Source organism: Clostridium pacaense (assembly GCF_020709765.2).
Taxonomy (GTDB): Bacteria; Bacillota; Clostridia; order Lachnospirales; family Lachnospiraceae; genus Enterocloster; species Enterocloster hominis.
Genome location: NZ_JAJFEB020000013.1, coordinates 76,468 through 97,080 on the forward strand (window position 1 = coordinate 76,468; position 20,613 = coordinate 97,080).

At 51.5% G+C, this 20,613-nt stretch carries 16 protein-coding genes and 1 tRNA gene; 13 read left to right on the forward strand and 4 right to left on the reverse strand.

Features of this window, described 5'->3' with window-relative positions:
• Positions 1 to 5 precede the first annotated feature (5 nt).
• From LK536_RS49040 to clpX, 5 genes are all read left to right on the forward strand, one after another.
• Entirely contained in the window at positions 6 to 1,016 is a 1,011-nt protein-coding gene (locus tag LK536_RS49040; RefSeq protein ID WP_227796505.1) for a glycosyltransferase family 2 protein, read from the forward strand.
• A 111-nt stretch (positions 1,017 to 1,127) separates the two neighbouring features.
• Positions 1,128 to 2,546 (forward strand): undecaprenyl-phosphate glucose phosphotransferase, encoded by a 1,419-nt coding sequence (locus LK536_RS49045; protein ID WP_008726389.1) that lies wholly within the window; start codon positions 1,128 to 1,130, stop codon positions 2,544 to 2,546.
• 92 nt (positions 2,547 to 2,638) lie between these two features.
• Positions 2,639 to 5,401: an LCP family glycopolymer transferase gene (locus tag LK536_RS49050; RefSeq protein WP_227796506.1), complete on the forward strand. Its 2,763-nt coding sequence runs from the start codon at positions 2,639 to 2,641 to the stop codon at positions 5,399 to 5,401.
• A 162-nt stretch (positions 5,402 to 5,563) separates the two neighbouring features.
• Positions 5,564 to 6,994, forward strand: a complete 1,431-nt coding sequence (locus LK536_RS49055; protein WP_227796507.1) for a S1C family serine protease — start codon at positions 5,564 to 5,566, stop codon at positions 6,992 to 6,994.
• Between the two features lie 142 nt (positions 6,995 to 7,136).
• Positions 7,137 to 8,561: an ATP-dependent Clp protease ATP-binding subunit ClpX gene (gene clpX, locus LK536_RS49060; RefSeq protein WP_474913130.1), complete on the forward strand. Its 1,425-nt coding sequence runs from the start codon at positions 7,137 to 7,139 to the stop codon at positions 8,559 to 8,561.
• A gap of 39 nt (positions 8,562 to 8,600) precedes the next feature.
• Here clpX and LK536_RS49065 read toward each other — a convergent pair whose 3' ends face one another.
• Positions 8,601 to 10,364 (reverse strand): S8 family peptidase, encoded by a 1,764-nt coding sequence (locus LK536_RS49065; RefSeq protein ID WP_227796508.1) that lies wholly within the window; start codon positions 10,362 to 10,364, stop codon positions 8,601 to 8,603.
• Between the two features lie 119 nt (positions 10,365 to 10,483).
• Between LK536_RS49065 and LK536_RS49070 the strand changes: the two genes are divergently transcribed.
• Positions 10,484 to 10,972, forward strand: a complete 489-nt coding sequence (locus tag LK536_RS49070; RefSeq protein ID WP_227796509.1) for a signal peptidase II — start codon at positions 10,484 to 10,486, stop codon at positions 10,970 to 10,972.
• 170 nt (positions 10,973 to 11,142) lie between these two features.
• Here the strand turns inward: LK536_RS49070 and LK536_RS49075 are convergent, their stop codons facing one another.
• A complete protein-coding gene (locus LK536_RS49075; RefSeq protein WP_506092197.1) occupies positions 11,143 to 11,520 on the reverse strand; it encodes a TIGR04086 family membrane protein in 378 nt (125 codons plus the stop codon).
• A gap of 134 nt (positions 11,521 to 11,654) precedes the next feature.
• Here LK536_RS49075 and scfA point away from each other — a divergent pair, with 134 nt between their 5' ends.
• The 5 genes from scfA (at position 11,655) to LK536_RS49100 (ending at position 15,523) form a co-directional block, all read left to right on the forward strand.
• Positions 11,655 to 11,801 carry a six-cysteine ranthipeptide SCIFF gene (gene scfA, locus LK536_RS49080; RefSeq protein WP_002566540.1) on the forward strand — a complete coding sequence of 49 codons (147 nt, stop codon included), beginning with the start codon at positions 11,655 to 11,657 and terminating at the stop codon, positions 11,799 to 11,801.
• A 139-nt stretch (positions 11,802 to 11,940) separates the two neighbouring features.
• A complete protein-coding gene (scfB, locus tag LK536_RS49085) occupies positions 11,941 to 13,341 on the forward strand; it encodes a thioether cross-link-forming SCIFF peptide maturase (RefSeq protein ID WP_227796510.1) in 1,401 nt (466 codons plus the stop codon).
• Between the two features lie 4 nt (positions 13,342 to 13,345).
• Complete coding sequence (gene tgt, locus LK536_RS49090) at positions 13,346 to 14,491, forward strand: tRNA guanosine(34) transglycosylase Tgt (protein WP_025483893.1); 1,146 nt, start codon at positions 13,346 to 13,348, stop codon at positions 14,489 to 14,491.
• Positions 14,492 to 14,539: 48 nt separating this feature from the next.
• Complete coding sequence (gene yajC / locus LK536_RS49095; RefSeq protein ID WP_008726406.1) at positions 14,540 to 14,821, forward strand: preprotein translocase subunit YajC; 282 nt, start codon at positions 14,540 to 14,542, stop codon at positions 14,819 to 14,821.
• An 87-nt stretch (positions 14,822 to 14,908) separates the two neighbouring features.
• A complete protein-coding gene (locus LK536_RS49100; protein ID WP_227796511.1) occupies positions 14,909 to 15,523 on the forward strand; it encodes an HAD family hydrolase in 615 nt (204 codons plus the stop codon).
• A 1,047-nt stretch (positions 15,524 to 16,570) separates the two neighbouring features.
• Here the strand turns inward: LK536_RS49100 and LK536_RS49105 are convergent.
• A tRNA-Val gene (locus LK536_RS49105) sits at positions 16,571 to 16,644 on the reverse strand.
• Positions 16,645 to 16,860: 216 nt separating this feature from the next.
• On the opposite strand from LK536_RS49105, the gene ade reads away from it, so the two are divergent.
• Together ade and LK536_RS49115 are read left to right on the forward strand one after the other, a co-directional pair.
• Entirely contained in the window at positions 16,861 to 18,612 is a 1,752-nt protein-coding gene (gene ade / locus LK536_RS49110) for an adenine deaminase (RefSeq protein ID WP_227796512.1), read from the forward strand.
• Between the two features lie 110 nt (positions 18,613 to 18,722).
• Positions 18,723 to 19,616 carry a S8 family peptidase gene (locus LK536_RS49115; protein WP_008726421.1) on the forward strand — a complete coding sequence of 298 codons (894 nt, stop codon included), beginning with the start codon at positions 18,723 to 18,725 and terminating at the stop codon, positions 19,614 to 19,616.
• Between the two features lie 70 nt (positions 19,617 to 19,686).
• Here LK536_RS49115 and LK536_RS49120 read toward each other — a convergent pair whose 3' ends face one another.
• Positions 19,687 to 20,547: a class I SAM-dependent methyltransferase gene (locus LK536_RS49120; RefSeq protein WP_227796533.1), complete on the reverse strand. Its 861-nt coding sequence runs from the start codon at positions 20,545 to 20,547 to the stop codon at positions 19,687 to 19,689.
• Between the last annotated feature and the right edge of the window lie 66 nt (positions 20,548 to 20,613).

Below are 20,613 nucleotides of genomic sequence, written 5' to 3' on the forward strand. Positions count from 1 at the left end.
TTTACATGAGTGACACCAGAAATAACCCTAAGGGTAACCATAAGAAGGTGACCATTGTCATCCCTAATTACAACGGGCTGGCTTTCATGGAGCCGTGTTTTAAGGCGCTGGAGCTTCAGATATGCAGGGATTTCCAGGTCCTGGTTGTGGACAACGGTTCCACGGACGGAAGTGTGGAGTGGCTTAAGGAACATGATATACCTTCCATTTTCCTGGACAGCAACACCGGGTTTTCCGGTGCCGTGAACCGTGGGATCCGTGCGTCTTCCACCCCTTATGTCATACTTTTGAACAATGATACGGAACCGGACTGCCACTATGTGGGGGAAATGATTAAGGCCATTGAGCTTTCCCCTAAGATATTTTCCGTCAGCTGTAAAATGATACAGCTGTATCACAAGGAACTGATGGATGACGCAGGTGACATGTACAGCCTGCTTGGCTGGGCATACCAGAGGGGCGTGGGACGCCCTTCCTCCGGTTATAACAAGGCGTGCCGCATCTTTTCCGCCTGTGCGGGCGCGGCCATCTACCGCAGGGAAGTATTCGGGGAGATAGGATATTTTGATGAGATGCATTTTGCTTATCTGGAGGATCTGGATGTGGGATACCGGGCCAGGATTGCGGGATATGACAACATCTACTGCCCGTCCGCCGTGGTCTTTCATGTGGGGAGCGGCACCAGCGGTTCCAAGTATAATTCATTCAAGGTCCGCCTTGCTGCCCGCAACAATGTATACCTGAATTATAAGAACATGCCAGCGGTCCAGCTGGCCGTGAACCTGGTGCCCATCCTGGTGGGAGTGGGGCTTAAGTATATGTTCTTCAGGAAACGGGGCTTTGCCAGGGACTATGTGGATGGCCTGATGGAGGGCATTGCAACTGCGGGGAAATGCAGGAAGGTGCCATACCGTCCCCAGAATCTGGGAAATTATCTGGCCATAGAATTGGAATTGTTTACAGGCACCCTGATTTATATTTATGAGTTCACGGCCAGGCAGCTGGCCAAATTATGAAGTTTTTCGAAATTAAGAGAAATGTTATAGAATAATGCCGTTTTATCATGTATAATAACAACGATATTTACGGTATTAAGGGGAATCCCTGAGAAACCAAGGTGATATACAATGATAAAAGATAACCAGAAAAGGCTGAACCGCCTTCACATTCTGCTGGATATTTTGGTCACGTCTGCAGCCTATGCCCTGGCATGGTTCATTGTGGTCAGCGGCAAGGTACTGCCGGTGGACGTCGGGGTGCTGAAACCCCAGATATATTTCATGGCGCTTGTCTTCATAGTGCCGGTTTATCTGGTTCTGTATGCCAGTTTCCATCTGTATGTACCCAAGCGGATACAGGGACGGCGTTCGGAATTTGCCAATATCTGTAAAGCCAACGTCATTGGCCTGATGATTTTTACATTCGTGCTGTTTGGAGCGCGTAGGTTCATCCAGCATAATGAATATTTTTCCACCAGGATGCTGCTGGCATTTTTTGTTTCCAATATTATCCTGATGGAAACAGAGCGGATGTGCATACGGCTGTTCCTGCGTTCCCTGCGGACCAATGGGTACAACCAGAAACATGTCCTGCTCATCGGTTACAGCCGTGCGGCAGAGGGATTCATTGACAGGGTCAGTGTGAACCCGGAGTGGGGATACCATGTCCAGGGAATCCTGGATGACCATCAGAAACCGGGATATGCATACAGGAAGGTTCAGGTCCTGGGACCCACGGACCATCTGGAGACATTCTTAGCTTCCAATACACTGGATGAAATCGCCATTACGCTGAGCATAAAGGAATATGCCAATCTGGAGCAGATTGTGGCAGCCTGCGAGAAGTCGGGCGTGCATACAAAGTTTATTCCCGATTATAATAATATAATACCAACCATACCTTATATGGAAGACCTTCAGGGACTTCCGGTTATCCATATCCGCAGGGTGCCCCTTACCGGGGTGTTCAATGCCACCATGAAACGGATTGTGGATATCGTCGGCGCCTTGTTTGGTCTGATTGTATTTTCACCGGTCATGCTGCTGACGGCAATGCTGATTAAGATCACTTCCCCTGGCCCTGTGTTCTTCAGCCAGGAACGGATTGGGCTTCACAATCATCCTTTTAAGATGTACAAGTTCCGTTCCATGGAAGTGCAGGATCCCAGTAAGGAGAAGAAGCAGTGGACCACCCCGCATGACCCGAGGGTGACGCCGGTGGGACATTTCATACGCAAGACCAGTATCGATGAGACACCGCAGTTCTTCAACGTCCTCATAGGGGATATGAGCCTGGTGGGGCCGCGTCCGGAACGGCCGCTTTTTGTTGAGAAGTTCAAGGAGGAAATCCCCCGCTACATGATTAAGCATCAGGTCCGCCCAGGTCTGACTGGATGGGCCCAGGTGAACGGATACCGCGGGGATACATCCATTACCAAGAGAATTGAACATGATTTGTATTATATTGAGAACTGGAGTATTGGTTTTGACTTTAAGATTATGTTTTTAACCGTATTTAAAGGATTTATTAATAAAAATGCATATTGATATGCATGCCGTATACGTTTAAAATACTCCTATGAAGCATGGCGTGGTATGAAACACGCCCCGGTGCTCCATGAGGGAATGAGGATGGACGAATGAATCGTGATTTAGAAAATGGATTTGGACAGGAAGATGAAAGATTGAGAAGCCGCAGCAGGCAGCGCCGGGACAGCGCTGGCGTTGGGGCTGATTCAGATACAACGTTTCCCAGACGTTCCAGAACCGGGGCAGAAGGCGGCAGTACAGGCCGCCCGGCCGGAGCCGCAGGACGGCCGGGGCCGTCTGTCCGGGGCAGGGATGAACGGGAAGGGTATACGGGCCAGGAAACGGGAGGCCGTGCAGCGGGAGAAAACCAGATGGCGGGAAGCCGTACAGCGGGGGAAAGCCGGATGGCGGGAAGCCGTGCAGCAGTTGGGAACCGGGTGTCAGGAAGCCGTACAGCAGGGGAAAATCGGATGGCAGGAAGCCGTACAGCGGGGGAAGACCGGATGGCAGGAAGCCTTGCAACGGGGGAAAGCCGGATGGCAGGAAGCCGTGCAGCGGGGGGAAGCCGGATGGCGGGAAGCCGTGCAGTAGGAGAAAACCAGGTAGCAGGAAGCCGTGCAGCAGTTGGGAACCGGGTGGCAGGAAGCCGTACAGCGGGGGAAGACCGGATGGCAGGAAGCCGTATAGCGGGGGAAAGCCGGATGGCAGGAAGCCGTACAGCGGGGGAAAACCAGGTGGCGGGAAGCCGTACAGCGGGGGAAGACCGCATAGCCGGAACCCGTACAGCAGGCCAGATGGCGGGAAGTCCTGTTCCAGGCCGCCGTTTGGCCGGGGATTCCGGAGCAGCCGGTGGACGTGCGGCCGGGAGCCGTGCATCCATTGACGGTTCTGTGCCGGGAGGCCGTGGACCTGCGGATGGCCGTGTGACCGGAAACCGTGGAACAGCAGATGGTCGTGTGTCAGGAAGCCGAGCAGCGGCAGGCAGCCGCGCGGCGGGAAACCGAGCAGCGGCAGATAACACTGTGGCAGTAAGCCGTGGAACCACAGATAACCGTGGAACCGCAGATAACCGTGCAGCCGGGACCAGACAAAGCCGCATCTACACGCCGGAGACCGACCTGGGTGAAGACAGGGGGCGCGGGGGCAGGGAGAATGCATTCCGCAGGAATGATAAGGATGGACCGGATGGTCCGGGCAGGAAATCGGCCCGGGAGGCCGCGGCAGCGGATTCCTCAGGAAACGGCGGCAGAAGGAAAGCAAGGACCATTGCAGCCTTGATTGTAGCGGAAGTGTTCGCGCTGTTGGTTATATTTGGCGCCAGATATGTCCTTCAGCAGGCGAACCGGATTCAGAGGGATCCTAATTTCAAGATAGAAGATGAGACCAACCCATATCTGGCAGTTGATAAAGTGGAAAACATGGAAGGATACTGGACGGTAGCTCTTTTTGGAGTGGACAGCCGTGATAATTCCCTGGGTAAAGGGAATAATACGGATGTCATCATCATTGCCAACGTAAACCAGAAAAACGGCGAGATTAAGCTGGTCAGCATTTTCAGGGATACGTACCTGAACCTGGATGATGACGGTACCTATAATAAGATTAACCAGGCATATGCCAGAGGAGGCCCTAAACAGGCAATCAAGGCCCTGAACAAGAACCTGGATATCCAGATTGATGATTACGCCACCTTTAACTGGAAGGCAGTGGCTGATTCCATCAACATATTAGGGGGCGTGGATATAGAACTGAGCAAGGCCGAGTTTTACTATATCAATGCATATATCACAGAGACCGTTGAGGCCACCGGAGTTGCATCCCAGCATCTGAAATCAGCCGGCATGAACCACCTGGACGGTGTTCAGGCAGTGGCCTATGCAAGGCTTCGTAAAATGGATACGGACTTTGCCAGGACGGAGCGCCAGAGGGAGATTATCCAGCAGTGCTTCGGCAAGCTGAGACAGGCGAATTTCTCGGTAATCAACAATGTGATGGAAGTTGTGTTTGAGCAGATCCTTTCCAGCGTGACCCTGAATGATATCATTCCGGCCGCCAAGAACCTGACAAAATATACCATCGTGGATACCATGGGATTCCCCAAAGCCAGAAGCGATGCCAATATGGGCAAGAAAGGTGACTGTGTCATCCCGCAGACTCTGGAGAGCAACGTGATTGAGCTTCATAAATTCCTGTTTGACGAGGAGGATTACCAGCCCAGTGACATGGTAAAGAAAATCAGCGCAAAGATATCGGCTGATTCAGGTCTGTATAAGGAAGGAAAGCCGATTGAAAGCGTAGGGACAGACGGCGGCTATATACCAAAGCCCACTGAACCATCCAAGAGCACGGAAGAATCCACCACGAAGAATGGGACAGATGAGTCTGAATCCAGCACATCGGAGACGGATGAGGGCGTTCTTGACTATGAAAATGAGTGGGACCTTGAGACGGATGAATTTGGCAATGTCATAGACCCGCCGGAAGATTATTATCCCGGAGGTACCAGGCCATCATCCGGCAACCGGCCTGGAGGAGGCACCTCAGGCACCATCCCTTATCCTGGATACACCACGGCGCCGGCGGATGAATCCAATGGAAACCTGACTTATCCTGGTTCCCCAACATCCCCGGGGGACAGCAGTACAGGACCGGGAGCAGTCACCCAGCCATATCCGGGAAGTACCAACGGAACCACGGCAGCTTACCCCGGTAGCACCAAGGCCACCACGGCGCCATACCCGGGAAGCAACAACGGGACCACGGCGCCCAGCCCGGGAAGTACCAACGGAACCACGGCGCCGAGTCCTGGAAGCAACAGCGATGAATATGTACCAGGCGGGCCAGGCTCCATCATTATCGGGCCGGGACTTTAGCAACAGGAATCAACAGGGACCAGCAGGAATGTTACGGTATGGTAGCATGTCAACCTGCTGGTCCTTTTTATTACTATATTTAGAAAATGGTCACATTTTTATCACAAATCACTGCTACAGTATAATCGTAATACTTGTGAGGATGAGAAAGGGGATACACAGATGTACGATAACGATCAGGAATACGGATGGAAGTCTTACGACAACCAGGGATATGATGACCGTCAATATAGTGGGGCGCAGACAGGGCCGGGCTTTTCTGGCGGACAGGGACCGTTCCGTAATCAGGGACCTGACTATGACCAGCGCCCTCCAAAGAAAAAAGGAGGCCTTTTGAAAAAAGCAGCCCTCATAACGGCCGGGGCAATCCTGTTCGGCGCGGTGTCGGGCGGAGTCATGGTGGGGGTTAATGTGGCTGCCTCCAGGTATCTGGATATCTATGCATCAGCTGATGCCCAGGCCAGCCAGGAGACTAACCCGCCTGCGCAGGAACCTGACCAGGGGCAGAACGTGCAGAAGGACCAGGGCAACAGCGGCTCCCCGCAGAAGTCAAGGGCGGCAGTGGCGGATGTATCGGATATTGTGGAAGAGGCCATGCCCACCGTGGTGGCAATTACCAGCACCACTGTATATCAGAACAATAATTTTGGTTATGGCTGGTTTTTCGGGGGACCGCAGACTTACGAGGTTCCCAGCAGCGGTTCGGGGATTATTGTAGGGGAAAATGACAAGGAACTTCTGATTGTTACCAACAATCATGTGGTGGAAGACTCCACCTCCCTGAAGGTTGCGTTTATTGATAATGAGGTGGTGGATGCCACCATTAAGGGAACCGATGCAGAGACGGACCTGGCAGTCATATCAGTGCCGCTGGAGCAGATTAAGACAGATACCAGAAGTAAGATTTCCATTGCCAAGCTGGGGAATTCAGATGACCTGAAGGTGGGGCAGGGGGTCATAGCCATTGGCAATGCCCTTGGGTACGGACAGTCCGTCACGGTGGGATATGTGAGTGCGCTGGACCGTGAAGTCCGTGTGTCTAATAACTCCACCAGGACCCTGCTGCAGACAGATGCAGCCATCAATCCTGGCAACAGCGGGGGCGCGCTTCTTAACATGAAGGGCGAGGTGATTGGAATCAATGCAGCCAAGTATTCCTCCACGGAGGTGGAGGGCATCGGCTATGCAATCCCCATTTCCAAGGCACAGGATATCATGAGCCAGCTTATGAACCGGAAGACCATGAATCCGGTGGCGGAGGAAAAACGCGGGTATCTGGGAATCCAGGGCACCAGCGTGGACGAGGAAGCCGCCAGTTCGTTCGGAATGCCCAGGGGCGTCTACATTTACAAAATCCTGGGTGACGGGGCAGCGGCTGTGTCGGACCTGCGGGAAAAGGATATCATCACAAAGGTGGACGGACAGTCTGTCAAGACCATGACCCAGCTCCAGGAACTGCTGGCCTGCTATGAACTGGGAGAGCAGATTGAACTTACGGTCCAGACCCAGGTGGACGGTCAGTATAAAGAACGGACCGTTCAGGTGACCCTTAAGGCAATGCCTGAGGAATCCAGCCAGAATGTACTTCAGTAAAATGAAATTTTTCAAAACAATATGAAATGAAAATGCTTCCTCTTGTTTGGGGAAGCATTTTGTTATATACTTATGCCAATGGCATGAACATGCCAGCGTGTTTCCGCATATTGGCGGGAAGGCCTTTTAACAGAGAGGAGAACTGACTTTGAGCGATAAAGACAATAACCAGGATGTGAACCCATCCGGTCCGGATATAGAGGAACCAAAGGACGATGAACATTACGAGAAGGTCTGCTATATGTGCCGCAGGCCGGAGAGCAAGGCAGGACAGATGATATCCATGCCCGGCGGCATGAACCTGTGCCATGACTGTATGCAGAAGGCATTTGATTCTGTCACAAAGGGCGGCATGGACTTTTCAAAGCTGGGTAATATACCATATATGAACATGAACCTCAGTGACCTGAACACAACCCCTCCCGCCATGGAGATACCTAAGAAGCAGAAGATTAAGAAGAAGACCCAGGAACAGCCGGTCCTTACCATGAAGGATATCCCGGCCCCGCACATTATAAAGAGCAGGCTGGACGAGTATGTCATTGGACAGGAAAAGGCAAAGAAGGTGGTTGCAGTGGCTGTCTACAACCATTATAAGCGTGCGTTCCTGGATAACAGGCCGGCACAAGGGGATGCGGCGCCGGATGAGGATATTGTGATTGAGAAGTCCAATATCCTGATGATCGGACCCACTGGAAGCGGCAAGACCTATCTTGTGAAGACACTGGCCCGCCTCTTAGATGTGCCCCTGGCCATTGCAGACGCAACCTCGCTTACAGAGGCAGGATACATCGGCGATGATATTGAGAGCGTGGTGTCCAAGCTTCTGGCGGCAGCTGACAATGATGTGGAGAGGGCGCAGCGTGGTATTATCTTCATTGATGAGATTGATAAGATTGCCAAGAAGAAGCAGACCAATACCAGGGATGTCAGCGGTGAGTCCGTGCAGCAGGAGCTTCTTAAGCTTTTGGAGGGGAGCACGGTGGAGGTGCCGGTGGGTTCCAACCAGAAGAATGCCATGACCCCCATGGCAACGGTCAACACGGATAATATACTGTTTATATGCGGAGGGGCCTTCCCGGACCTGGAGGAGATCATAAAAGAACGCCTTAAGAAGAAATCCTCCATGGGCTTTGGCTCTGTCCTCAAGGATACATATGATAATGACCCTGATATCCTTAAGCATGTGACCAACGAAGACCTGAGGGCATTCGGCATGATTCCGGAATTCCTTGGAAGGCTGCCGGTGACGGTGACCCTTCAGGGGCTGACTGAGGATATGATGGTGCGTATTCTGAAGGAACCTAAGAACGCCATTACCAAGCAGTATGAGAAACTGCTGTCCATGGACGAGGTTAAGCTGGTGTTTGAGGATGATGCGCTCCGCTGGATTGCCGAGGAGGCGGGAAAGCGTGGAACCGGCGCCAGGGCGCTCCGGGCAATCTTAGAGGAATTCATGCTTGATATCATGTATGAGATACCCAAGGATTCCAACATCGGTTCCGTGGTGGTTACCCGTCCGTATCTTGAGAAGAACGGAGGCCCCCTGATACAGATGAGGGGGTAGCATGTTACAGCACAAATAAACTGCCTGCATACTGCCTGTTCATTCCCTTAGACGAAGGAATGTTTCATATAAATCCAGTGCCCCGTATCCCCATTCACGGTTGGGATATGACAGCGCTGGATTTCTTCTTGCCCCGCGGATCAGATATGCTTTGATGGATGCCTCGCTCATGGTGATGTTATGTCCCTCCACAATTCCCCAGCTCAGAAGGTTTGCAACAGCCCCGGCCACATGGGCAGCTGCCACGGAGGTGCCTGTGCGGGTGGTCATGGGTACTGCGGCAGCTCCGGCAGGCCCAATCCCCCGCCCGACAGCAGGTCCTGCAATATTGACCCCGGGAGCAGCGATATCGGGTTTGACCAGCCCGCCCACGGTATAGCCCCGGCTGGAATGGATGTAAATACTGTTATTTAAATGATTATAAGCCCCAACCGTAATGGGAGAAGCCGTATTGCCTGGCAAGGTGATGGTGGTATATGGGTTTGGGGAAAGGAATACGGTCTCATCGGATATCAGGCCCTGGGATGGAAGCCACAGATGGAACTGTCCGGTCAGGTACTGCGTATTGAATACACGTATTTTCCAGATTCCGGTAGTGGGAGCCTGGAAACGCATGAAAATCAATTGTTTTCCGGAGCCAGCTTCAATCAGCTGGTAATTCACGGTAATGACCGTGGGTTCCAGCAGGAAAGGGATAGAGGTTTCATTTCCGGCAATAATAGGAATACGGCTTATGATTTCTCCGCTGGGGGAAATGAAGCCGACCGAGTAGGTATCTGCGGTGGAAGCCCACAGTTCCACAACGAATCCCAGTTCTGATTCCGGCTGTCCCACCTGTATCTCCACGTCACCCCATTCCTGTCCGCTGGGAATGGTGCCTTCATAGTGGTGTCCCAGCCCGGTTTCGTTGCCCGCCGCAATGACAGTTGCCGCGCCCAGGCTCCGGCTGATGTCCTGAAGCGTAATGCTTAAGGGTGAAGTCCCTTCGTGGCTTCCAAGGTTGGAACCCAGGCCCAGAAGGATGACCATGGGTTTCCTCAGGCGGTAGGCTTCCACGCGCAGGTATTTGATTCCCATCATGATGTCATTTTCCTGATAGGCATCCGCGTCACTTCGGACAAGATAAAAGTCACGGAGATACTGTTTGGCTGGTTTCAGTTTCACCACCACCAGCTCGCTTTCAGGCGCGGCCCCGGTAAAATCCTGTGCAGGCACCGAAGCGCCTGCTGCAATGCCTGCCAAGAAGGTCCCATGCCCATTGGTATCAGTGGAGGGGACCAGGGCCAGCGGGGTGTCAGAGGCCAGGGCAGCATTGATCTCTTCCCGTGTATATTCAGTCCCATAAGACGCGCCGCTGCCTGGATAACGGTCAGGTACACCGGGAGGAAGGATGTCCTTGTCTTCAGGCAGGCTCTGGTCCCAGATGCTGTTTATCCTGGTGGTGCCGTCCGGGTTTTGGAACAGGGGATTGGTATAATCGATACCTGTGTCTATCAGGCCGATGAGTACGCCGCGCCCGCGGTTGCCCAGGGCAGGAGAGGCAAATGTGGAAGTAATGCCGGATACTTCCATGCTGGAACTGTCCAGGAGACTGAACAGCCCGGGCACACTGTAGTATGAATATTTGCGCAGGGAGATAGGCAGCACTGTGTCTAAAGGCGTATAGATGATGTTGTAATCCGGGCTGACATAATCTATACAGGGAATATCAGCCGCGTTCCCTACAATCTGCTGCTGGCTTCCATAGCGATAGATAAAATCTGCGATTGATTCTGAGGCTGAATTAAATGGGCAGTCTGCCATGACACACCTCGTACAGGACATTTGATATTAGTATATGCTGATTTTTAGAAACCTTTCACTGGACGGCTGTGTGAAACCATAGTAAAATGAAAGAAAAGCGTGGAAAGGAAGGCTGGTTTATGATATATGGCTGGATAATAGGCGGTCTGACAGCACTGGACCTTGGGATAAAAAGTGTGGTAGAAGGGCAGGAGGATGGGACATTTCCAAGGGAGCTGCCAAACTCCCGGGGGATGATTAAGCTTCATAAGAACCATAATTCCGGTTTCCCATTTGGATTTCTCAAGGAACGGCCGGAACTGGTAAAGGTGGTCCCGCTGATGGTCATATCCGCCATGGCAGGCGCATTGTGCTCCCTTTTGCAGGGAAAAGGAAAGACAGCACAGAAGCTGGGGCTTTCCATCATCATAGGAGGCGCCCTCAGCAATCTCTATGACCGTCTGGTGCGCGGGTATGTGGTGGATTACTTTTCCATAGAGTGGAACCGGCTTAAGAAAGTGGTATTCAACCTGGGGGACATGTTCGTGTTCCTGGGCAGCGCTGTCATCATGGCGGAGCAGGTGGTGCTAAGCCTGGCGGAGACAGCGGGAAAGGTCAGGAAAAAGTAATCCCTGACTGGTGGATTAGCAGAAGATGATTGGATTCCGGAATGCTTCCGGATAAGGGGAACAGGCGCCTGCGGTAAAGCGGGCGCCTGTTCCTGGTTTTACGGCAGGTTTTGGCCGTGGTTTGTGGTTTTGGACCTGTTTAAACTGATTTTAGCTGATTTGAACTGTTTTTAGCTTATCATCCCGCCGATGGTCCCGCCCAGCGCGCATACACCCATGACAGTGACAGAGCGTTCCATGTCAATGGGAGAGCCCATGTTCATGGCCCAGGATACGGCGAACAGGACCACGAAATAAAACAGGCCGGACAAAAGCCCCCAGAAGAACCGGCGCTGGCGGATTCCCTTTCCCGCCAGCAGGCCGCCGGCCAGGCAGGTGACGAAGTACACTGCAAATACCATGAGATTCACCTGTCCCTCTTTCAGATGCAGTTTATACAGGGCAAACGCCAGGGCGGCCAGGAGGATTCCGGACAGCACATAGGAGATGAGCAGGGAGCGGATCATGGGTTTTACGATGCCATTTTCCATAGGATTGTTCTCCTTCATAAGAATCTATGTTGAAGTATATTCCCGGGGGCGCCATTAATATGACAAACCTTTATAATTTACCGTTGCAAGGGGCTTTAACCTGTGTTATAATTTCAAGGAATTATATTTTGGATAAGAGGAGGTGCCGTAATATGAAGCACGTTAAGACATTGAATACGAATACCTTAAAAGACACCATGAAGAAGGGTGGCTGCGGCGAGTGCCAGACTTCCTGCCAGTCAGCATGTAAGACATCCTGCACGGTTGGCAACCAGAGCTGTGAGAACGCGAACCGCTGATACACAGGTGTGTATGGCGCAGTACTGATTTGAGATACGTACAGGAATTTGGTAGAAAGCCCCTATGGTCGATGGGATTATAGGGGCTTTGCCACGCAAAGGAGTTGGGGCTTGCCCCTTAGAAAGAGAGAGTAGATCCGTGATTCATCAATTTATAAATAATGGTTACCATATCATACTGGATGTGAACAGCGGTTCCGTCCATGTGGTGGACCCGGTTGTGTATGATGCTGTGGAAGTGGTATCAGGGCTGGTTCCTGAGATGGAAAAGCCGGAGCCCCTGTCAGCCAAAGTCAAATCAGATGTATTTGACCGCCTGTGGGGCAGATATACCCCTGAGGAGCTGGGGGAGGCGCTGGAGGATATCCAGGAGCTGATTGATATGGAACAGCTTCTGACAAAGGACATTTACCATGATTTCGTGGTGGATTTTAAAAAGCGTAAGACCGTGGTCAAGGCATTGTGCCTCCATATTGCCCATGACTGTAACCTGGCCTGCCGCTACTGTTTTGCAGAGGAAGGCGAGTACCATGGCCGCCGCGCCCTGATGAGCTATGAGGTGGGAAAAAAGGCCCTGGATTTCCTCATTGCCAATTCCGGTAACAGGGAACACCTGGAGGTGGATTTCTTTGGCGGGGAGCCGCTCATGAACTGGGACGTGGTAAAACGCCTGGTGGAATATGGCCGTTCCAGGGAAGAGGAGTTCCACAAGAAATTCCGTTTTACCATCACCACCAACGGCGTGCTGCTTAATGACGAGATTATGGATTTCTGCAATAAGGAAATGAGCAATGTGGTCATGAGCCTGGATGGACGCAAGGACGTCAATGACAGGATGCGGCCCTTCCGCAATGGAAGCGGCAGCTATGAACTGACGGTCCCCAAGTTCCAGAAGTTTGCAAAGAGCAGGGGCCAGAAGGATTACTATGTCCGCGGGACATTTACAAGGAACAACCTGGACTTTGCGGCAGATGTGCTCCACTACGCGGACCTGGGCTTTGAGCAGATGTCCATGGAACCGGTCGTGTCTGACCCGGCTGAGGATTATTCCATCCGTCAGGAGGATATCCCGGCCATCCTGGCTGAGTATGATAAGCTGGCCCTGGAGTATATCAGGCGTAAGAAGGAAGGAAGGGGATTTAATTTCTTCCACTTCATGCTGGACCTGACAGCAGGTCCCTGCGTTGCCAAGCGCATGGCGGGATGCGGTTCCGGCACCGAGTACCTGGCAGTCACGCCATGGGGGGATTTCTATCCCTGCCACCAGTTTGTGGGTCAGGAGCAGTTCCTTATGGGCAACGTGGACACGGGCATCGTGAATACGGATATCAGGGATGAATTCAAGACGTGCAATGTGTATGCAAAGCCGGGCTGCAAGGACTGTTTTGCAAGGTTCTACTGCAGCGGCGGATGTTCAGCCAATGCATACAACTGTAGCGGTTCCATTAACGGCGCTTACGAAATCGGCTGTGAGATGCAGAAAAAGCGTATTGAGTGCGCCATCATGATTAAAGCTGCTCTTGCAGATGACGAGGCTTAATGATATGAAATATCAGGTAATAACAAAGGACGGAAAGGCAAAACGGGCCAGGATGGAGACAGTCCACGGCGTCATTGAGACACCGGTATTCATGAATGTGGGGACGGTGGGCGCAATCAAGGGCGCTGTGTCTACGGATGATCTGCGTGAAATCAATACCCAGGTGGAACTGTCCAATACCTACCATCTTCACGTCCGCACAGGCGACAAGCTGATTAAGGAATTTGGCGGCCTGCACAAATTCATGAACTGGGACAGACCCATCCTTACGGATTCCGGCGGCTTTCAGGTATTTTCCCTGACCAAGCTGCGCAAAATCAAAGAGGAAGGCGTTTACTTCAATTCCCATATAGACGGCCATAAGATATTCATGGGGCCGGAGGAAAGCATGCAGATACAGTCCAATCTTGGCTCCACCATTGCCATGGCATTTGACGAATGTCCTCCCAGCCATGCAAGTGACGAATATATCCGCCAGTCCGTGGACCGCACCACAAGGTGGCTTCACAGGTGCAAGGAGGAGATGGCAAGGCTTAATTCCCTGCCGGATACCGTGAACCGTGAACAGCTTCTGTTCGGCATCAACCAGGGCGGTGTTGTGGATGAAATCCGTGTGGAACATGCCAGGACCATCCGGGAGATGAATCTGGACGGCTATGCGGTGGGCGGGCTTGCAGTGGGCGAGAGTCATGAGGAAATGTATCACATCCTGGATGTGACGGTCCCCCATCTGCCGGAAGAAAAGCCGGTCTATCTCATGGGTGTGGGAACGCCGGCCAACATCCTGGAGGCAGTGGACCGGGGAGTGGATTTCTTTGACTGTGTCTATCCATCCAGGAACGGACGGCATGGCCATGTGTACACCAACCACGGCAAGCTGAACCTTTTCAACCAGAAATACGAACTGGATCCAAGACCCATTGAAGAGGGCTGCGGCTGTCCGGCCTGCCGTTCCTACAGCAGGGCCTACATCCGCCATCTGCTGAAAGCAAAAGAAATGCTGGGAATGAGATTATGTACCTTGCATAATTTGTATTTTTATAATACAATGATGAAAGAGATTCGCGACGCCATCGAGGAGCACCGCTACGCAGAGTACAAAGCGGCCAAGCTTGCAGGCATGGAAAGCTCCGCCAAGGCTAATGAATAATAAACTACTGTGGCGAGGCGGCAGTAGGTATGAAGGAGGAAAATAAGAATGAATACAAGTAGTCCGATCTTCTGGATTCTCTATATTGTTCTTCTGGGTGGTATGTTATACTTCATGGCAATCCGTCCTCAGAAGAAGGAGAAGCAGAGACAGCAGCAGCTGCTCAACAGTGTTGCAGTAGGTGACACCATACTGACCAGCAGCGGATTTTACGGCGTCATTATCGACATGACGGATGATACCGTAATTGTTGAATTCGGCAACAACAAGAACTGCCGTATTCCTATGCAGAAGGCTGCCATTGTTCAGGTAGAGAAAGCGGAAGCCTGATCATGACACGAAACCCGGGGCCCTGTCCCGGGTTTTCTGATATATATCGCATTATTTCATATCAATGCCTGACAGGAGGAAAATTGGATGATTAAGAATATAGTCTTTGACATGGGGCAGGTGCTGGTCAGCTATGTGGGGAACCTGGTGTGCCAGATATACATAGAGGATGAGCAGGAGAGGAAGGATGTAAGCACATCCGTATTTGTCTCGCCGGAATGGATCCTTCTGGACATGGGCGTCATGTCCGAGGAAACAGCCCTTCGGAAGATGCAGGAGCGCCTGGACACGGAGCGCAAGCGCGAACAGGCTGAATGGTGTTTCCGGCACTGGCATGAGTATAACATGAAACCCAAAGAGGGGATGGAGGAAGTGGTACAGTGGCTTAAATCCATGGGCTATGGCATTTACCTCTGTTCCAATGCATCGGTCCGCCTTCTTAATTGCTACAAAGAGGTAATCCCGGCCATTGACTGTTTTGACGGCGTTCTGTTCTCTGCAGAGGTGCAATGCCTGAAGCCGCAGAAGGAGATGTACCAGCACCTGTTTGACCGTTTCCATCTAAATCCGGAAGAGTGTTTCTTTGTGGATGACCTGAGCCTGAATATCGAAGGCGCCCGCAAGTGCGGGATGGACGGGTATTGCTTTGAGGATGGGGACGTGGATAAGCTGAAGACGGTCCTGGCATCCCTCAACCGGTAGAAGGCCGGTGCGCAGTACCTACATATATGTATAGAGGAAGTTAGACTTGGAAGAGTATGTAGATAGAAGAGTATGTAGATGGAAGAGTATGTACATAGAATAATCCATAAGGGATACATAGAAAAAGCTCCGCACCTTTCGGTACGGAGCAATTTTCTTAGGATTTCGGATTTTCAAAAAGGGTTGAAGGATAGTTGTTAAATATTCGTGCATCTCTTATGTACTTAGTATAGCATGCAATCCTCCAGAATGTTTGAATGTTCCTTGAATAGATTATTAAGAAATTCTTAAAATTGGCCCATACGCCGTAAAGCCTGAAATTACGTCATGTTATGCACACTGACAGTATTTTCGGGTATTTTTTTGCGGAAAATCAGTATTATCAGGAAAAGACAGGTAATGTTTATGGATAAGATGGGAAATTTGAACAGTGGATAATCAGATGGAGATATTTGAGATAGGAGGATATGGGATGAACGTGGAGGGGTGGATTTAGGGCAGGGAAATATAGGACAGGGTAGTATAGGATAGGGAAATATAGGATAGGGAAATATAGGACCGGGTAGTATAGAAGAGGGAAATATAAAATAGAAAAGTATAAGAATAGAAAGGTTAAAGATAGAAAAATATGAAACAGAGAGAGGATTAACAAAAAAGCCAGGGGATTGACCCTGACATAAGTTACCATGAGTATAGCTCCCTTGTCATGTGCCTGCTCATCACTTGGCCCATAAACGGGGGATGGCCCGGTCTGGTCCGCCCTTATGGGCGCCAGTACCGGGCCGCGTCATCTCTGACTGAAACCAATATATCATAGTTTGGGTTGAAACTCAATAGAAGTCAGATAATCGTAATGAAGCGTAATATTTCTTACAAAAAAGGTTGGACATTGCGAAAGAAAGTATGAAGGAAAGATAGCCTGATGATGGGACTGACACTTACAGAATAAAATACTTACAGAATAAAACATTTACGGAATAAAATACCTGAAAAACAAGAAACCCACCGGATACATCAGTACCAATGTATCCAGGTGGGTTTTACCAGTGGAAGTAATGGGGCTCGAACCCATGACCTTTCGCGTGTGAGGCGAACGCTCATCCCAGCTGAGCTATACTTCCGTCCATGAGAATATTATAGCACGATAAGGCGGAATTACAAGAGGATATTCCCACAAATGTAAAAAATTTGCAGACTAACGGTTTTATCCTGACTGGAGTCGGGACAGATAATTTGCATAAAAATTTTATGATTTCTGAATATTGTACTTTCTGCTATATTATAGTATTATGATATCAAATCAATTGGGGGATAAAAACAAAAAAGGAGGTATTTCTGTGCAGCGTTTTGAAGATTTGAAAAAGATGATGGATGTGGCTTCCGGACGGAGGAAGGCATCTTTGGTCCTGAAACACGGGACAATCGTGAATGTCTTTACTGAGAAGACAGAGGTGGCCGATATAGCCATTGAGGACGGATACATAGCAGGAATCGGGGAATATGATGGGGAAGAGAATGTGGACATGACAGGCCGATATATATGCCCGGGGTTCATTGACGGACATATCCACATTGAGAGTTCCATGGTGTCCCCTCCGGAATTTGAAAAGGCAGTACTGCCCCATGGGACAACGGCAGTCATTGCCGACCCTCATGAGATTGGCAATGTGGCGGGCTGCCAGGGCATTGATTATATGCTGGAGGCAACTGCCGGTCTGGATCTGGACGTATTCATCATGATGCCTTCCTGCGTGCCTTCCACGGGACTGGATGAATCAGGGGCAGTGCTGGGGGCGGCTGATATAAAACCATATTATGACAACCCACGTATACTGGGACTGGCTGAGGTGATGGACTCCGTGGGTGTGGTTGGGGGATTGAAGGACCTTCTGGATAAGATAGGTGAGGCTGCGTATCAGGATAAGGTGATAGACGGCCATGCGCCCTTCCTGGGAGGAAAGGCGCTTAACGCATATGTCTGTTCCGGCGTCCTGTCGGACCATGAATGTTCTGACATCAGTGAGGCCCTTGAAAAGCTGGGGCGGGGTCAGTGGATCATGATAAGGGAGGGAACGGCAGCCAGGAACTTAGAGGCCCTGATGCCGCTTTTTGAGGCGCCCTACTATGAGCGCTGTATGCTGGTGACGGATGACAAGCATCCAGGCGACCTGATTTCCATAGGACATATTGATTATATCATCCGGAAGGCGGTTTCCCTTGGCGCGGACCCCATAAAGGCCATAAAGATGGGAACTTATAATGCTGCGCGGTATTTTGGGCTGAAGGACAGGGGCGCCGTGATGCCGGGAATGCGTGCGGATCTGGCTGTACTGGAAAATCTCGTTGATTTTTGCGTGACCCGCGTATATAAGGATGGTATACTGGCAGCGGAAAACGGAAGATGCCTGCATGAAAAGCCGGATAGAAGCCGGGAACTGGAACAGGCCTATCCTGCTGTATTCGATTCCTTCCATATGGATGAGGTTACGTTAAACGATATTGCATATGAAAAAAAGGGGAACATGCAGAGGGTAATCCAGTTCAAGCCCCATGAGCTTCTGACGGAAGAGCGGATTGTGCCATGGCAGGAACATACGGAGGGAACCGCGCCGGGAGTCAGTTTAAAGTCCGATATAGTAAAGGCGGCTGTTTTTGAACGCCACCTGCATACGGGACACACAGGAATCGGTTTTATCGGCGGATACGGTCTTAAAAGCGGTGCGGTAGCCACCAGCGTGGCCCATGACTCCCACAATCTGATTGTCATAGGAACCAATGATAATGACATGGTCCTGGCGGCCAACACGGTCAGACGGAATAAAGGCGGCCTTGCCGTTGCAGTGGACGGACAGGTGGCAGGGGAACTGGCCCTTCCGATCGGAGGCATCATGACCGGGGCATCGGTCCATGAGGTGGAGGAACAGCTGGAGAACCTGAAGCAGAAAACACTGGAGTTAGGAATCAGCGCGGATATAGATGCGTTCATGACATTGGCCTTCGTCAGCCTGCCGGTCATCCCAAAACTCAGGATTAATACATATGGGGTGATAGATGTGGAGCGGCAGGAGGTTGTGGAGGCATCCTTCTGATCAGGCATCCTTTTATTTGTTAGCGGTATTTTCCCAGGCTATCCCCGGCCACAGTGGAACCGAATCCATTTCCGGAGAATATCCTAATAAAAAAAGGAGAATATCGTGATGTGAATCAGGCAAGAGAAGACATAAATTGTGACATCGTATATTCCATGGGAATCACGGGGAAAGGGGTTGGTGTCGCGGTCCTGGACACCGGCGTTTATCTCCATGAGGATTTTAAAGATAGAGTAACAGCGTTTGCTGATTATGTAAACCATAGGACCCAGCCTTATGATGACAACGGGCATGGGACCCATATATCAGCCATTATAGGAGGGAGCGGCGTTTCCTCCGAGGGAAAGTACAGGGGGGTGGCGCCTGGGAGCAGCATCATATCAGTCAAGGTGCTGGACCACAAGGGAAATGGATATGCCTCCGATGTACTGGCAGGATTAAAATGGATAAGGGAACACAAAGAGGAATACGGTATCCGTATTGTGAACATTTCCGTGGGGTCCCTTTCCAGACGGGATATGACAGAGAACTCCATATTGGTGCGGGGAGTCAATGCGGCCTGGGATGATGGGCTGGTTGTTGTTGTGGCAGCCGGGAACCATGGTCCGGGCCGTATGACCATTACCACGCCTGGCATCAGCAGGAAGGTCATTACGGTGGGATGTTCAGATGACCATAAGGAAGTGGATGTGATGGGCAGCAGGATGGTGGATTATTCAGGCCGCGGGCCTACCCTGGCATGCGTGTGCAAGCCGGATATCGTTGCCCCTGGTTCCGGTATCGTCAGCTGCTGCAATGAACCGGGGCGGTATTTCTCAAAATCAGGGACCAGTATGTCCACGCCCCTGGTATCCGGGGCAATCGCCCTCTTACTGGAAAAGCACCCGGAAATGAGCAATAAGGATGTGAAGCTGCGCATCCGGGAACGGGCCGTGGACCTGGGCCTGCCTCATAACCAGCAGGGATGGGGCAAGCTGGACGTGGCGCGGCTGCTGGAAGACTGAAGAAGGGCAGGCCGGATGCGGCGCTGCTTTTGACAGACTGAGGGATGGATATGCGGAGGCGGGGGATTCCCTACGCCTCCCAGCGTCCCGATGCCCCGCAGGGCAGCACCAGCCCGGTCCTGGTTACCGGAAGCCCTACTTCCTGGGCATTGACCATACCGCCAAAGCGCGGGATTACTTCCACGCCCAGCATGTAACTCAGGACAGCAGGTGCAAGCCCTGTGGTATAGGAATTGATTAAAAAGAACAGCGGCCTGTCTGAGAGCAGCTGCACGCACAGCTTGACAAGCGGATGGATGGCATCCTCTATCTTCCAGATCTCACCCTTGGGCCCGCGTCCGTAAGACGGCGGGTCCATTATGATTGCATCGTAGTGGTTGCCTCTTCTGATCTCGCGTTCCACAAACTTTACACAGTCATCCACAATCCAGCGGATGGGGGCGTCTGACAGACCGGAGGAAGCTGCATTTTCCTTGGCCCAGCCCACCATGCCTTTGGAGGCGTCCACATGGGTGACGCTGGCGCCGGCCTTGGCAGCGGCCAGGGTTGCGCCTCCTGTATAGGCAAAGAGGTTGAGGACCTTAACCGGTCCTGCGGCCTTCCTTATCCTGTCACCGAACCAGTCCCAGTTGGCGGCCTGTTCCGGGAACAGCCCTGTGTGCTTGAAGCTGAAGGGCTTCAGATTAAATGTAAGCCCCTTGTATCCAATGGACCACTGCTCCGGCAAATCAAAAAATTCCCACTCGCCTCCGCCTTTGCTGCTGCGGTGGTAATGGCCGTTCATGTGCTTCCAGCCTTTGTGGTCCTTAGGGGTATCCCAGATAACCTGAGGGTCTGGCCGGACCAGCAGATATTTCCCCCATCGTTCCAGTTTTTCGCCCTGTGAGCAGTCTATCACTTCATAATCCTTCCAATCATCGGCAAGCCACATAGTATTCATAACCTCATTTCCTTTTAATATCAGATCTAACAACATATTACAGAGTATAGTCTAAAT